Below are 15,706 nucleotides of genomic sequence, written 5' to 3'. Positions count from 1 at the left end.
CCTGCTCAGGCGACGGGTTCGGCGGCCGCCGCCATCGCCTGTGCGTAGACCTCGAGGTAGCGCCGCGCGCTGGCGTCCCAGCCGAACGGGCGCGCCATGCCGTTGGCCTGGATGCGACGCCAGCGTGCCGGGTCCTGCCAGGCCTGGCGCACCCGGCCCAGGGCCTCGGCGAAGCCGGCAGCGTCCGCCGAGCGCATGACGAAGCCGGTGCCGCCTTTGGGATCGTCGTCGGCGTCGACGACCGAGTCGACCAGGCCGCCGGTGGCATTCACCAGTGGCGGCGTGCCGTAGGCCTGGCTGTACATCTGGTTCAGGCCACAGGGCTCGAAGCGCGAGGGCATGAGGAAGCAGTCGGCGCCGGCCTCGATGCGGTGGGCCAGCTGCTCGTTGAAGCCCAGCGTCACGTGCACCTGGCGCGGCGCGCGCGCGGCCGCGTCGCGCAGCGCGGCCTGCAGCGCTGGGTCGCCCAGGCCGAGCACGGCAAGCTGGCCGCCGCCGGCCAGCACGGCGTCGAGGTTCTGCAGCACCAGGTCGATGCCCTTCTGCGAGGTCAGGCGGCTGACCACGCCGAACAGCGGCGCCTGCGGCGCGGCGGCCAGCCCGAGCTGGGCCTGCAGGCCGGCCTTGTTGCGCGCCTTGGCGGCCAGGTCGCCGGCGCTGAAGTGGTGCAGCAGTTGCACATCGGAGGCGGGATTCCAGGCCGCCGTGTCGATCCCGTTCAGGATGCCGGTGAGGTGCGCCGAGCGCGCCCGCAGCACGCCGTCCAGGCCGACGCCGAACGCCGGCGTCTGGATCTCGCGCGCGTAGGTCGGGCTGACGGTGGTGATCGCGTCGGCGAACTGCAGGCCGGCCTTGAGCATCGACAGCTGGCCCCAGAACTCCACGCCGTCGATGCCGCGCCAGATGCCGGGAATGCCCAGCCGGTCGGCGTTGTCCATCGCGAACGTGCCCTGGAAGGCCATGTTGTGGATGGTCATGACGCTGGCGGCCATCGGCTGCCGCGGCGCCAGCTCGCGCGCCTGCCGCAGGTAAAGCGGCGCGAGGCCGCACGGCCAGTCGTTGGCGTGCACGATGTCGGCCCTCCAGTCGCCCAGCGGACTGGCCGGCGTGCCGAGGAGGGCGGCGATGCGGCCGAGGAAGCCGAACCGCAGCACGTTGTCGTGGTAGTCGGCCCCGCCGGCGTCGACGTACGGGCCGCCGGCGCGCTGGTAGAGCGAGGGCGCGGCCAGCAGCAGCAGCGTGACCCCGTTGTCGGCCTTCACCGGCAGCAACTGCGCCGCCGGCCAGGGGCCCCGGGCGGGCAGGTCGACGCCATCGCCGAGCTCGCCGCTCACCCGCATGCCGCGGTAGGCCGGCAGCAGCACGCGCACGTCGTGGCCCAGCGCAGCCAGGGCCGCCGGCAGTGCCCCGCTCACGTCGCCCAGGCCGCCGGTCTTCACCCAGGGCGCGCACTCGGGGGTGGCGAACAGGATCTTCATGCCTCGGCCTCCTCGGCCACGAGCACCGCGAACGGCAGGCCGGCGGCGCCGGAGAACACGGCGTCGAGCTGCAGGGCGCCGGACTCGGCCGGTGCGTGCAGGTCCTGGCCGGTGAACCAGTGGCGCCAGCGCGACCAGCGGCGCAGCATCGCCCACTCGCCCAGGCGCAGCTGGGTGCGGCTCCAGGCCGTGGGCGTCCAGCGCGCCTCGTCGCCGCCGCACAACGTCCAGGCCAGCCGCGCCGCCACCACGACCACGGCGCGCGAGCCCAGCGTGCGGGCGAACGCGAGCGCGTGGTCGGCCGCCTCGCCCTCGACCGGCAGCGGCTGGTACAGGCCGTCGCGGAACAGGTCGGGCCAGCGCTGGCGCAGCTGCAGCAGCCGCCACGTCACCAGCTGCTTGACGCGCCCGTCGGCCGCCTGGGCCTGCAACTGCTGCCACTGCAGCGTGGACGGGAGGCCGCCGGCGCACTGCGCCTGCAGCTCGGCCAGCGAGCGGGACAGCTTGCCGAAGTCCACCGGCCGCCGATTGTCGGGATCGACCAGGCTGAAGTTCCACTGCTCGCAGCCCTGGTACAGGTCAGGCACGCCGGGCACGGTGAACTTCAGCGCCACCTGCGCCAAGCTGTTGCGGAAGCCCCAGGGCGCCAGCCGGATCGTGAAGCGTTGCAGCTCGTCGACGAAGGGATTGGGCTGGCCGGGCCGCAGCACGGCGTCGACGTAGCGCGCCAGCGCATCCTCGTAGGCCTGGTCGGGGCAGACCCAGCTGGTGTGGCGCTTGGCCTCGCGCACCGCCTTGCGCATGTACTCCTGCACGCGCCGGCGCAGGTCCTCGCGCTCCTGCGCGTGCGGCAGCTGCACCGGCCACAGCCCGACCAGCGTCTGGAACAGCAGCCAGATGTCGTTGCGCGAGGGCGCGATGCCGGCGTCGGTCTCGCCCAGGTACAGCTCGGCCCAGCCGGCCCAGCGCTGCAGCGCCTCGGCCCACGGCTGCGGCACCTCCGACAGCACGTCGATGCGGGCGCGCAGGTCCTCGCCGCGCTTGCTGTCGTGGGTTGAAGTGGCCAGCAGGCACTGCGGGCGGTGCCGCGCGCGCGCCTGGTTGGAGCCGTGGAAGGCGGCCACCGAGATGCCGTAGCTGGCCGGCTCGCCGCCCACCTCGTTGAGCGAGGTCAGGCGCAGGTAGCGGTAGAAGGCGGTGTCCTCGACCGCCTTGGCCATCACCGGTGCGGTGAACTGCTGCCAGCGGGCCAGGAAGCGGGTGCGCTGGTCGGCCGGCACGTCGGAGGCTTCGCCTTCGCCGAGCAGCACCTCGCGCACATGGTCCAGCACGCCGGCTTCCGAGCCGCCCAACCGGCGCTTGGCCGAAGCGACGGCCCAGTCGATGTGGCGCCGGTCGGCCGGACTCGGGTTCTCGCCCACCCGCAGGTAGGTGCGGTAGACCGGGAAGCCGGCCGCGATCTCGGCCAGCGCCAGCCGCAGGCGGTTGCGGGTGAAGTCGCAGCGGCGCCGGTTGGCGCGCGAGATGCGGTAGATCGCCTCCACCAGCCAGTTCAGCTCGGAGAACAGCGAGGTGCCGATGATCAGCCGCTTGCACTGGTAGGCGATCTCGCCGAAGTCCTCGTGCTCGTCGGTGAACTGCCGGTAGGCGCGGTCCAGCGCGCCGACCTGGCGCGTATCGACGAACAGCCCGTTGACCAGGTTGCCGAAGCGGTAGCCGGTGTCGCCGTGCACCGGCCACAGGTGCGACAGCGGCTCGTGCTCGGCCAGGATCTTCTCGACCACCAGGTACAGCGCGCGCGGCTCGCGCCCGGCCACCTCGGCCTGCCGCGCGAAGCGGGCCTGCAGCCGCTGGAAGTACTGCTGCGGGTCCGACAGGCCGTCCGGGTGGTCGATGCGCAGCGCATCCAGGTGGCCGTCCTGCAGCCACTGCAGCACGCGGGCGTGGGTGGCCTCGAACACCTCCTGCCGCTCCATGCGCAGCGCGGCCAGCGTGTTGACGTCGAAGAAGCGGCGGTAGTTCACGTCGTCGCTGGCCACGTGCCAGTCGGCCAGCCGGTAGGCCTGGCGCGACACCAGCCGGTCGAGCAGGTCGAAGCTGGCCGGCTCGCCGGGCTGGCCGTTCAGGCGCTGCACGCAGCTGTCGATCCAGTGCGCCAGCCAGTCGTTGCGGGACACCAGGCGGGCGAGCTGGCGCTTGTAGATGGCGGCGTCGCGCACGCGGGCGCGGCGCTGCTCGTCGTCCTGGCTGTCGCGCGCGGGCAGGCGCTCGAACGACGCCAGCACCGACGCCACCACGGCATGGCTGTCGCTCTCGGCCTCGTCCTGCGCCGGCGGTGCCGGCAGCACGGACAGGATGTCCGGGTAGGTCGCCGGGTCGATCGGGAAGCGGTGGTCCCAGTAGCGCAGGCCGAACTCGCCCGTCTCGGCGGCGAAGGTCAGCTGCAGCTCGCCCGATTCGAGGATGCGGCCGTACTGGTCGCCCAGCACCGGCAGCAGCACCCGGCCGCGCATCTCGGGCGCCGAGGGCGCCCATTCGATGTCGAAGGTGTGCGCGTGGGCCGAGGCCTGGCCGTGCTCCAGCACCTCCAGCCACCACGCGTTGTCGGCCTCCAGCACGCCCATGTGGTTGGGCACCAGGTCCAGCATCTGGCCCATGCCATGGCGCCGCAGTGCATGGCACAGGCGCTCGAAGTCGCGCTCGTCGCCCACCTCGGGGTTGAGCGCCGTGTGGTCGATGATGTCGTAGCCGTGCGTGCTGCCCGGCCGCGCCCGCAGGTAGGGGCTGCTGTACAGGTGGCTGATGCCCAGCTGGTGCAGGTAGGGCACCGCCTCGGTCACGTCGGCGAAGCTGCAGCCCTCGTGGAACTGCACCCGGTAGGTGGCGACCGGGATGCGCGCCGTGGCCAGGTCGGGCAACTCGGTGGGGCCGACGTCGGGGGCCGGGCCGCTGCGCTCGGCCCGCAGCACGGCCGCCACGGCGGCGAAGCGCTCGTCGGCCGCCAGGTCCTCGACGGCGACCGCGATCTTGCGGCGCCAGTTGGGGAATCGGTCCTCGGTGGTGCCCGGCACGTTGACCTGCAGCAGCTGGCCGGTGACGTCCTCCAGCTGCACGCCGACCAGCCAGCAGGGGGTGCGGGCGAGGAAGGCATAGACCGCGGCGGTGAAGGCCGGCGTGGCATCGGGCACCGAAGTCGGTTGCGTGCTGGTGTCGGGCGGCAGCAGGTCCTGGTGCTGCAGCGCGATCAGCAGCCGTGCCCGGTCCTGCGCGCGCGCGATCACGGCCTGGTCCTGCGCGGGGCCGTCCGGGAACAGGTTCAGCTTGCCCAGCAGTTCCAGGTCCTCGCCCAGCCAGAAGCCGCGCAGGGTCGGCAGGTCGTGCGTGCTGACCACCGCCAGCGCCTGCGGCTGCCAGTCGCTGGGTGCCCGGAAGCTGCCGTCCTCGCCGCGCTCGAACAGCAGCGGCCGGTACGACAGCAGGGTGCGCTCGCGCATCGCCTCGCGCATTGCCGGCGCCACGTTGCCCAGGTCCTCGCCGATGACCATGCACTGGTGGCGGTGGCTTTCCAGCGCCAGGATGCCCAGCAGGTCGGCCAGCGGGTAGCTGACGTAGGTGCCGCCCTGGCCGCCGATCCAGAACAGGCGCATCAGCGCCATCACGTGGTCCATGCGCAGCGCGCCGCTGTGCCGCATGTTGGCACGCAGGGTCTCGATGAAGGGCTGGTAGCGCGCGGCCTTCAGCTGCACCGGGTTGAGCGGCGGCAGGCCCCAGTCCTGCCCCAGCGCGTTCAGCGGATCGGGTGGCGCCCCCACGTGCATCCCCAGCGCATAGAGCGACGGCTGGACCCAGGTCTCGGCGCCACCCTCGTTCACGCCGACGGCGAGGTCGCAGTACAGGCCCAGGCCCATGCCGCGCGAGCGCGCGTAGCGCTGCACCGATTCCAGCTGCACCTCGGCCAGCCACTGCAGCCAGAAGCGGAACTGGATCGCCGAGGCGTGGGTCCGGCGGAACTCCTGGACGGCCTCGCCCTGCGGATCCCGGTAGGCCTCCGGCCAGGCCGGCCAGCCCCACACGCCCGGGTCCTGTGCGAACAGGTGGCCTTGCAGGGCTTCGAACAGCGCGTGCTGGCCCAGCGTGGACTCGCGCTCCTGCATGAAGCGCGCGAAGTGCGCTCCGCGCGAGCGGTCGGGGTGCAGCTCGTGCTGCTCGAAATGCCGCCACAGCGCCAGCAGCATCTCCTCCTTGGCGGCGGCGACGCCCGGGTAGTCGACCATCTCGGCGTCGCGCAGCCGCCGCAGCCGGTCCTGGAACTCCTCGCCGTGCAGCTTGCGGCTGGCTTCCTCGCTGCCCGCCAGTTCGGCCAGCGCCTGCACGTCGATGTAGATGGGATTGAGCGCCATCCGGCTGGACGGGCTGTAGGGGCTCGCCACCTCCGGCCGGTGCGGGAACAGCGCATGCAGCGGCGACAGGCCGATGAACGAGGCGCCCTGGCGCGCGGCCGTGTCGACCAGCCGGCGCAGGTCGCCGAAGTCGCCGATGCCCCAGTTGCGCGATGAGCGCAGGGCGTACAGCTGGATGGTGCAGCCCCACCAGCGCTGGCCGCCGAGCAGCGCGTCGGGGGCCCAGCAGCGGCGCGGCGCCACCACCACCAGGCAACGCGCGGCTGCGTCGCCGTCGACCGTCAGCTGCCAGTAGCCGGTGGCCAGCGAGGGCGGCAGGTCGATGACCCAGCTGTCGCCGTGGCGCTCCACGGCGCCGCTGTAGCCGGCAGCCGACGCCTGCTCGGGCGCGAGCCGCCAGCCGGTGGCCGGTGCGGGGGCGCGCCAGGCGAGGCGGATGGGATCGCCCTCGAGCGCCACCTGCACGGGCGGCAGGGACTCGTCGCCGGTCGGCGGCGTCCGGTGCAGGCCCATGCTCGTGAGGGCCTGCGCCAGCACTTCGGGCGCCACCTGCTTGTCCTCGCCCCAGAAGGAGTGGTAGCGCAGCGCCACGCCGTGGCGCTCGGCCTGCTGCGCAAGGTCGGTCTCGTCCTGGTCGAGGCTCATGGGAGGGCGCGGGATGTCATTGCGTGATGTCGGGTCCGATGCGCCAGCGCGCCGCCCACGCGGGCCAGGTCGCGGCGGAGGCGTCCGCGGGCCAGCGGTGCCGGAACACGTCCTGCGCCTCGACGGGGCCGGGCCGTTGCGGGGGGGCCTGCAGCGCCTCGCCGCCGAGGTTGATGTCCAGGGCGAGCACCTGGCCGTCGGCGTAACGCCACTGCACGGCGATGCCGGTCGGGCCGACGCGCTGGGCGGTGTGCTGGCCGGTCAGCAGCTGGTCATGGCGCGGCGCGATCCAGCGCCTGCGCGCCGCCAGTGCCTCGCGCACCATGGCCAGCCAGGCCTGTCCCTGCGGGCTGGACCGCTCGGCGGGATCGGGACGGCTGGCGTCGAAGGTCGCGGCGCTGCACGGGTCGGGCAGCGGCAGCGGCCGGCCGTCGACGGTCTTGCTGACATGCCCGAACTCGCGCCGGCGGCCTTCCTGCACCGCCTTCTTCAGGTCGCCCTCCCAGTCGGCGAAGTACAGCCAGGGATGGGTGCTGCCGAATTCCTCGCCCAGGAACAGCATGGGCACTGCCGGCGTGAGCAGGGCCAGCAGCGTGGCGAGCGGGGCGGCGTCCGGTCCGGCCAGCACGGCGAGCCGCTCGCCGAACGCGCGGTTGCCCACCTGGTCGTGGTTGTGGGCGAAATTGACCAGCGTGCCGAGCGGGATCGCCGGCGTGGCGCGCGGTGTCTCGCGGGCGCCGCCGGGCTTGCGCCGGCTGTCCTCGAACAGCATGCCGTGCGTGAGGCAGCGCGCCAGCAGGTCCAGCGGCTGCTCGGCCGGCGTGCCGCCATAGTCGTGGTAGTAGCCGCCGGTCTCGCCGGTCAGCGCGACGTGCAGCGCATGGTGGAAGTCGTCGTTCCACTGCGCGTCGTAGCGGCCGGCAACCGGCGTGGTGGCCAGCCGTTGGTGCTGGTTGTTCTCGTTCTCCAGCACCAGGTGGACCTGGCGGCCCGCCGTCGCCGCGCGCACCCGCGCCGACAGCTCCTCGAGCACGTGCGGGCGGCTGTCGTCCGCGATCGCATGCACGGCATCCAGCCGCAGGCCGTCGAACCGGTACTCGGTGGTCCAGTGCACCGCGTTGCGGATGAAGAATTCGCGCACCCAGCGGCTGCCGGGGCCGTCGAAGTTGATCGCCGCGCCCCAGGGGCTGCTGCGCGTGCGCGAGAAGAACTGCGGCGCGTAGCGGTGGAGGTAGTTGCCTTCCGGCCCGAAGTGGTTGTAGACGACGTCCAGGAACACCATCAGGCCCAGCCGGTGCGCCTGCTGGATGAAGGCCTTGAGCTCCTGCGGCGTGCCGTACGCGGCATGCGGCGCGAACGGCAGCACGCCGTCGTAGCCCCAGCCGAAGCGGCCCGGGAAGGCGGCCAGCGGCATCAGCTCGATGGCGGTGATGCCCAGCGCGGCCAGCTCCGGCAGCCGCGCCGCGGCGGCATCGAAGGTGCCCTCGGGCGTGAACGCGCCCAGGTGCAGTTCGTACAGCACGACGTCGCGCCACGGGCGGCCGCTCCAGCCGGCGTCCCAGGCGAACGCCTGCGGGTCGACCACCATGCTGGGCTGGTGGACGCCGTGCGGGTTGCAGCGCGAGGCCGGGTCCGGGACCATGAGCTCGTCGTCGATGCGCCAGTGGTACAGCTGGCCGGCCGCCGCCGCGGGCACGTGGCAGGTCCACCAGCCCTCGGCGTCGCGCCGCGCTTCCAGCAGGGTGGGCTTGGCGCCCACTTCGTCGTACAAGGCCAGGCGGGCCTCGCGCGCGGCCGGCCCCCAGAGGGAGAACTCCACGCCGCCTTGCGGGCGCAGGGTCGCGCCGAAGCGCGGCGACATCGGTTCGGTCACGCGGGCTGCCCCTCCACCAGGACCGCCATGGCGTGCGACTCGAGCTCGATCTGGGCCTGCGGCTGCACCGCCTCGGCCTCGTGCTGGGCGAAGTGGCCCTGGCCGGTGTCGACGCGCACCCGCCACTGCGCGATGCCCGCCGCTTCGGGCAGGGTGAAGGTCACCGCCTCGTCGGAGGCGTTGAACAGCAGCAGCACGCTGGGGCTTGGCCGGCCGTCGACCGGCGCGAACTTGCCGTCGAACAGGGCGACGATGCAGCGCACCGTGGGATTGGTCCACTCCTCCTCGGTCATGGGCAGGCCCCATACGCTGAACCAGGCCAGGTCGCGCCGGTCCTCGTCGTCGGGCTGGCCAGAGGGCCAGCGGTTGTCGCGCAGCACCGGCAGTTCGCGCCGCAGCGCGATGAGCTGGCGGGTGAACTCGATCAGCGGATCGCCGCGACGGTCCTCGCTCCAGTCGAACCAGCTGACCGGGTTGTCCTGGCAGTAGGCGTTGTTGTTGCCGCCCTGGCTGCGCCCCATCTCGTCGCCGCCCAGCAGCAGCGGAACCCCGCGCGAGACGAACAGGGTGGTCAGGAAGTTGCGCTTCTGGCGCTCGCGCAGGACCAGCACGTCCTCGTCGTCGGTCTCGCCTTCGGCGCCGCAGTTCCAGCTGCGGTTGTGGCTCTCGCCGTCGCGGTTGTCCTCGGCATTGGCCTCGTTGTGCTTGTCGTTGTAGCTCACCAGGTCGTGCAGGGTGAAGCCGTCGTGCACCGTCACCAGGTTGATGCTGGCCGACGGCCGGCGGCGCGAGGGCCCGAAGATGTCGGCCGAGCCCGCCAGCCGCGCCGCGAACTCCTGCACCGCGCCGTCGGTGCCGCGCCAGAAGTCGCGCACCGAGTCGCGGTAGCGCCCGTTCCATTCCGACCAGCCGGGCGGGAAGCCGCCGACCTGGTAGCCGTTGTCGCCGATGTCCCAGGGTTCGGCCACCAGCTTGACCTGCCGCAGCACCGGGTCCTGCGCCACGGCGGCCAGGAAGGGCGAGCGGTGGTCGAATTCGTACTGCCCGTTGCGCGCGACGGCCGGCGCCAGGTCGAAGCGGAAGCCATCCACGTGCATCTCTTCCACCCAGTAGCGCAGGCTGTCCATCATCAGGCGCAGCGTGGCCGGGTGGCTGATGTCCAGGGTGTTGCCGGTGCCGGTGACGTCGGCGTAGTAGCGCCGCTCTTCCGGCACCAGCCGGTAGTAGGCCGGGTTGTCGATGCCCTTGAGGAAGAGGGTGGGGCCCAGGTGGTTGCCCTCGCAGCTGTGGTTGTAGACCACGTCCAGGATGACCTCCAGCCCCGCCGCATGCAGCGCCTTGACCATGCGCTTGAAGTCGTTGGGGTCGCCGCCGGCGCAGTAGCGTGGCTCCGGGGCGAAGAAGGCCACGGTGTTGTAGCCCCAGTAGTTGGCCAGTCCCAGGTCGATCAGGCGGCGCTCGTCGTTGAAGGCGTGGACCGGCAGCAGCTCGATCGAGGTGACGCCCAGCGACTTCAGGTGCGCCAGCGCCGGTTCGCTGGCCAGCCCGGCGAAGGTGCCGTGCAGGCCGTGCGGCACCTCGTCCATCAGGCGGGTGAAGCCGCGCACGTGCACTTCGTAGAGGACGGTGTCCTCCAGGGGGATGCCGGGGCGGCGGTCGTCGCCCCAGTCGAAGCCGGTGTCCAGCACCACGCACTTGGCTGCGCCGGCGCCGTTGTCCGCCGTGTCCATCGCCAGGTCGCGCGCCGGCCCCCCGAGCGTGTAGGCGTATTGCCAGGCGCCACCGCGCAGCGGCCGGTCGAGCGCCCGGGCGTAGGGGTCGAGCAGCAGCTTGTTGGGGTTGCAGCGCAGCCCGTCCTGCGGATGGTAGGGGCCGTGCACGCGCAGGCCGTAGCGGGTGCCGGCCGGCAGGCCCGGCACCAGGCCGTGCCAGATGTCGTCGCTGCGGCAGGGCAGGGCGTAGCGCCGCACCTCGCGGGTGCCGGTGCGGTCGAACAGGCAGATCTCCACCTTCTCGGCGATGCTGGAGAAGACCGCGAAGTTGACGCCCCGTTCGGTGAGCGTGGCGCCGAGTGGCCAGGGGCGGCCGGCCTCGCAGTGGTCCGGCAGCGGGGATTCGGTGGAGGACGGGGCAGGTGCGGCGACGGCCAGCGCCGTCATGCAACGACCTCCAGCCGGCCCTTGCCGGTGCGCACGGCGGGCCGGGCGGCGGGGTGGGCATGGTGCTTGGCGCCGGGATGGAAGTAGCCCGCCGGCACCACCACGATGCCGCTGTCGGTGACGTGGAAGCGCTTGCGGTCGTGCGCCAGGTCGAAGCCGATGCGCTCGCCGGCCGGCACGTCGTTGTCCTGGTCGACGATGGCGCGCCGCACCTGCGCCCCGCGGCCGATGCGCGAGTGCTCCATCACGATGCAGTGCTCCAGGCGGGCGCCGCGTTCGACCAGCACCGAGCGGCGCAGCATCGCGTGGTCGAGCGAGGCGCCGTCGATGATGCTGCCGGAGCCCACCACCGAGCGGTTGATGACGCCGTTCTCGATCTGGGCCGACTCGGCCTGGTCGGGGCTGGCGTAGATCGGCCAGCGGGCGTTGGTCATGCGGAACTTGGGCGCCGCACCCAGCGTGTCGAAGTGGGCGTCGAAGTAGGCGTCGATGGTGCCCACGTCGCGCCAGTAGCCGTGCTCCTCGTAGGGCTCGGTGCCGGGGATGTGGTTGGTGTCGAAGTCGTAGGCCACCAGCTTGTGGCTCTTCACCATCGACGGCAGGATGTGCTTGCCGAAGTCGCTGGTGCCGTTCTCGTGCATCTTTCGCAGCTGCTCGAGCAGGACGTCGGCGTTGAAGATGTAGTTGCCCATGGAGCCCAGCGCATGGGTGGTGCTGCCCGGCATCGGGTCGCAGGTGGAGGGCTTTTCCTTGAAGTCGACGATGCGGTTGTTGTCGTCGATGTCGACGATGCCGAACTGGTCGCTCTGCGACAGGCGCACCGGCAGGGTGGCCACGCTGGCGGCGGCGCCGCTCTGGATGTGGAAGTCGATCATCTGCCGCACGTCCATGCGGTAGATGTGGTCGGCGCCGAACACCGCCACCAGGTCCGGCTTCATGGTCTCGATCAGGTGGATGTTCTGGAACACCGCGTCGGCCGTGCCCTGGAACCACTCGGGGCCGTTGCGCATCTGGGGCGGCACGCAGGTGATGAAGTGCTGCGGCATGAAGCGCGCCATGGTCCAGGTCTGGCGCACGTGCTCGATGAGCGACTGCGACTTGTACTGCACCAGCATGTAGACCGAATAGATCTCCGAGTTCACCAGGTTGGACAGGACGAAGTCCACGATCCGGTGCTTGCCGTTGAAGGGAACGGCGGGTTTGCAGCGCTCGGCGGTCAGCGGGTGCAGGCGGGAACCTTCTCCGCCGGCCATCACGAAGGCCAGGACGTTGCGGTGATCGGGCATGTGTTCTCCTCCAGAACGGGCTCTGTCAATTGGCTTGCGCCACCAGGACCAGGGTGGCCAGGGGGGGCAGGGTGAGCGTGGCGCTGGCGGGGCAGTCCGCCAGCGGGGTGTCGGTGGCGTCCACGCGGCCGAGGTTGCCCATGCCGCTGCCGCCATAGCCGGTCGCGTCGCTGTTGAGCAGTTCGCGCCAGGCGCCGGCGCAGGGCAGGCCGACGCGCAGCGCGACGCGCGGCTCGGCCGTCATGTTGCACAGGGCGACCACCGGCGCGTCGCCGGGCGCGCCGCGGCGCACGAAGGCCAGCACCGTCTGCGGCTCGCCGGTGTCCACCGGCAGCCAGCCGAAGCCCTCGGCGTCGAAATCGTTCACGTGCAGTGCAGGCAGCGAGCGGTAGGCCGCGTTCAGGTCCGCCACCCAGCGCGCCACGCCGGCGTGCAGGGGCCGCGCCCACAGGTGCCAGTCGAGCGTGCGCTCGTGGTGCCACTCCTGCAGCTGGCCGAACTCGCCGCCCATGAACAGCAGCTTCTTGCCCGGGTGTGTCCACATCAGGCCGTACAGGCAGCGCAGGCCCGCGAAGCGTTGCCATTCGTCGCCGGGCTGGCGGCCCAGCAGGCTGCCCTTGCCGTAGACGACCTCGTCATGCGAGAGCGGCAGGACGAAGTTCTCGTTGAAGGCGTAGACCGAGGAGAAGCGGATGTCGTCGCCATGCCAGCGCCGGTAGAAGTGCGGCCGCGCGATGTAGCGCAGCGTGTCGTTCATCCAGCCCATGTTCCACTTCATGCCGAAGCCCAGGCCGCCGTGGTGCACCGGGCGCGACACGCCGGCCCAGGCGGTGGATTCCTCGGCGATGACATGCACGTCCGGGAACTGGGCGTAGACGGCGCTGTTGAGGTCCTGCAGGAAGCGCACGGCCTCCAGGTTCTGATTGCCGCCGAACTGGTTCGGGATCCACTGGCCGGGCTCGCGGGCGAAGTCCAGGTACAGCATCGATGCGACGGCGTCCACGCGCAGGCCGTCGAAGTGGTACTTCTCCAGCCAGAACAGCGCATTGCTGATCAGGAAGTCGCGCACCTCGTAGCGGCCGTAGTTGAAGATCAGGCTGTTCCACTGCGGGTGGTAGCCCAGCCGCGGGTCCTGGTGCTCGTACAGCGCGGTGCCGTCGAACTGGGCCAGCGCATGCCAGTCGGCCGGGAAGTGCGAACCCACCCAGTCGAGCAGGACGCCGATGCCATGCTGGTGCAGCGTGTCGACCATCACCATCAGGTCCTGCGGCGTGCCGTAGCGTGCCGTCGGCGCGAAATAGCCGGTGGTCTGGTAGCCCCAGGAACCGTAGAACGGGTGCTCGGCGACCGGCATCAGCTCCACGTGCGTGAAGCCCATGGCACGGCAGTGCGAGGCCAGGCGCACCGCGATGTCGCGGTAGTTGAGCATGCGCCCGTCTTCCTCGCGCTGCCACGAGCCGAGGTGCACCTCGTAGATGGACATCGGGGCCCGGTGCGACTGGCGCTGGCCGCGCTGCGCCATCCACTCGCGGTCGCCCCAGCCGTGCGACAGCTCCCAGATCTGGGACGCCGTGCCGGGCGGGTGCTCGCAGCGCATCGCGTACGGGTCGGCCTTGTCCATCCAGCCGCCGTGCGCGCCCTGGATGCGGTACTTGTAATAGTCACCGGCCCGTGCCCCCTCGACGCGACCGTGCCACAGCCCGCTGCCGTCGTCGATGCGTTCCAGCGACTCGCCGTGCCAGCCGTTGAAGCTGCCGGCGACGCAGACGCTGAGCGCATTCGGGGCCCAGACCGTGAAGCGCGTGCCGCTGCCGTCGAGATGGGCGCCCATCACGTCGTACTGGCGGAAATGGTGGCTCGGCCGTGGGGCGCCGGGGCCGGAGATGCTGCCCACGGCAGCGTTCGGCAGGTCGCCTCGATGAGTCGGTGTGGCCGTCATGTTCCGTAACTTGCGTGAGGAAAAATTCTGGGTCCTCGTCCATCACCAGAATGAAGGATGCACGGGCCAAACACCGTAGGCCGACACCTACACCCGGGCGCCGATTGCGCCGACGTCGCGGCGGGCTGGGCGGCCGCTCAGCAGGAAGCGGAAAAGGAAGTCAGCAGTGGGCTGGAGGCTGACAAGGAGAGGACCCCGCCATGGCGGTTGTCATGCCGGGCTCGAACTCCGCAACAACGGTCGTCATGCCGGTCCCGAGCTCCGCAACAACCGTCGTCATGCCGGGCTCGACCCAGCATCCATCTCCGCAATCCGGACGCGTCCAGGCCTGGCGTGGGAGATGGATTGCGGGTCAAGCCCGCAATGACGGAAGTAGGGACAGATTGCGGGGCGTGCCCGCAATGCCCCGGCCCTTACACGCCCAGATGCTGGGCCAGGACCTCGGGATGCGCCCGCAATTCGTCGGACGTGCCGCTGAACACGACCTCACCCTTGACCAGGATGAGGTTGCGGTTGGTCAGCTGCGTGACGTGCTTCCAGTTCTTGTCGACGATGACCGTCGAGATGCCGGATTCACGGATGACGGCACAGATGCGCCAGATCTCGCGTGCGATGAGCGGGGCCAGCCCTTCGGTGGCTTCGTCGAGGATGAGCACGTCGGGGTTGGTCATCAACGCGCGGCCGATGGTGAGCATCTGCTGCTCGCCGCCGGACAGTTGCTGGCCGCCGTGCGCCAGGCGCTCGGCCAGCCGCGGGAAGGTCTCCAGCACCCGCTCGTAGGTCCAGTCGCGCTGGCCGCGGCTGCCGGGGCGGGCCGCCATCCTCAGGTTCTCGACCACCGACAGGTTGCCGAAGATGCCGCGCCCCTCGGGCACGTAGGCCACGCCCGCCTGGGCGATCTCGTACGTCGGGCGCCGGGTCATGTCCTGGCCCATCACCTGCACCGACCCCGTGCGCGGGCGCACCAGCCCCACGAGGGTCTTGAGCAGGGTGCTCTTGCCCATGCCGTTGCGGCCCATGAGGCCGATGGTCTCGCCGCGCGCGACGTGGAAGTCGATGCCGCGCAGGATGTGGCTCTGGCCGTAGTAGGTGTGCAGGCCGCGGGCCTCGATCAGCAGGGGCGCCGCCATCTCAGTGTTCCTCGCCCAGGTAGGCGGCCCGCACGCCTGCGTCGTGGCGGATCTCGGGCGGCGTGCCGGAGGCGATGACCTTCCCGTCGACCATGACGGTCAGGCGATCGGCCAGCGCGAAGACGGCGTCCATGTCGTGTTCGACGAGCAGCATGGCGTGGGCGTCCTTCAGCCGCTGCAGCAGGTCGACCATGCGCTCGGCCTCGGCGGTGCCCATGCCGGCCAGGGGTTCGTCGAGCAGCAGCACCCGCGGCGCGGTGGCCAGGGTCATGGCGATCTCGAGCTGGCGCTGCTCGCCGTGGCTGATGGTGCCCGCGATGGCATCGCGGCGCGGCGCCAGGCCGGCGAGCTCCAGCGCCCGCTCGGCCCGCTCGTTGGTGCCGGCGAACGCGGTGGCGCGGCGCAGCCAGCTGGCCGGGTGCTGGGCGCGCGACTGCGCGGCCAGCCGCACGTTCTCCCAGACGGTGAACGGCAGGAAGATGTTGGTCTTCTGGTAGCTGCGGCCCAGGCCGGCGCGCGAGATGGCCTCCGGGGTGCGGCCGGTGATCTCGGTGCCGGCGAGGCTGACGCTGCCGGTGGTGGGCGGCAGGTCGCCCGAAAGCAAATTGGTCAACGTCGACTTGCCGGCGCCGTTGGGGCCGATCACCGCATGGATGCGGCCCAGCCAGAGCTCGAGCGAGACGTCGTGCACGGCCGCCAGGCCGCCGAAGCGCTTGGTGAGCTGGCGCGCCTGCACCAGCACTGTGCCGTCGCTCATTGGACGACCTCCGCGCCATGCGCTGCGGTGCCATGAGCC

At 71.5% G+C, this 15,706-nt stretch carries 8 protein-coding genes; all 8 read right to left on the bottom strand.

Annotated features, from left to right (window positions below; all coding sequences use genetic code 11):
* Nucleotides 1-5 precede the first annotated feature (5 nt).
* Entirely contained in the window at nt 6-1,478 is a 1,473-nt protein-coding gene (gene glgA, locus GON04_RS16830; protein ID WP_157399207.1) for a glycogen synthase GlgA, read from the bottom strand.
* The gene (locus GON04_RS16825; protein ID WP_157399206.1) at nt 1,475-6,523 is read right to left on the bottom strand and encodes a malto-oligosyltrehalose synthase; all 5,049 of its coding nucleotides are present in this window, start codon (nt 6,521-6,523) and stop codon (nt 1,475-1,477) included. Before GON04_RS16825 ends, glgA begins: the two co-directional genes overlap by 4 nt.
* A 16-nt stretch (nt 6,524-6,539) precedes the next feature.
* On the bottom strand, nt 6,540-8,396 hold the full coding sequence (treZ, locus tag GON04_RS16820; RefSeq protein WP_338050991.1) for a malto-oligosyltrehalose trehalohydrolase: 1,857 nt from the start codon (nt 8,394-8,396) through the stop codon (nt 6,540-6,542).
* Nucleotides 8,393-10,555 (bottom strand): glycogen debranching protein GlgX, encoded by a 2,163-nt coding sequence (glgX, locus tag GON04_RS16815; protein ID WP_157399205.1) that lies wholly within the window; start codon nt 10,553-10,555, stop codon nt 8,393-8,395. Before glgX ends, treZ begins: the two co-directional genes overlap by 4 nt.
* Nucleotides 10,552-11,841 (bottom strand): glucose-1-phosphate adenylyltransferase, encoded by a 1,290-nt coding sequence (locus GON04_RS16810; protein ID WP_157399204.1) that lies wholly within the window; start codon nt 11,839-11,841, stop codon nt 10,552-10,554. Before GON04_RS16810 ends, glgX begins: the two co-directional genes overlap by 4 nt.
* A gap of 25 nt (nt 11,842-11,866) precedes the next feature.
* The gene (glgB, locus tag GON04_RS16805) at nt 11,867-13,780 is read right to left on the bottom strand and encodes a 1,4-alpha-glucan branching protein GlgB (RefSeq protein ID WP_157399203.1); all 1,914 of its coding nucleotides are present in this window, start codon (nt 13,778-13,780) and stop codon (nt 11,867-11,869) included.
* Nucleotides 13,781-14,193: 413 nt separating this feature from the next.
* The gene (locus tag GON04_RS16800) at nt 14,194-14,910 is read right to left on the bottom strand and encodes an ABC transporter ATP-binding protein (protein ID WP_157399202.1); all 717 of its coding nucleotides are present in this window, start codon (nt 14,908-14,910) and stop codon (nt 14,194-14,196) included.
* A gap of 1 nt (nt 14,911) precedes the next feature.
* A complete protein-coding gene (locus GON04_RS16795) occupies nt 14,912-15,667 on the bottom strand; it encodes an ABC transporter ATP-binding protein (RefSeq protein WP_157399201.1) in 756 nt (251 codons plus the stop codon).
* Nucleotides 15,668-15,706 lie beyond the last annotated feature (39 nt).

Source organism: Ramlibacter pinisoli (assembly GCF_009758015.1).
GTDB lineage: Bacteria > Pseudomonadota > Gammaproteobacteria > Burkholderiales > Burkholderiaceae_C > Ramlibacter > Ramlibacter pinisoli.
This window is presented reverse-complemented; position numbering and strand designations above follow the sequence as displayed.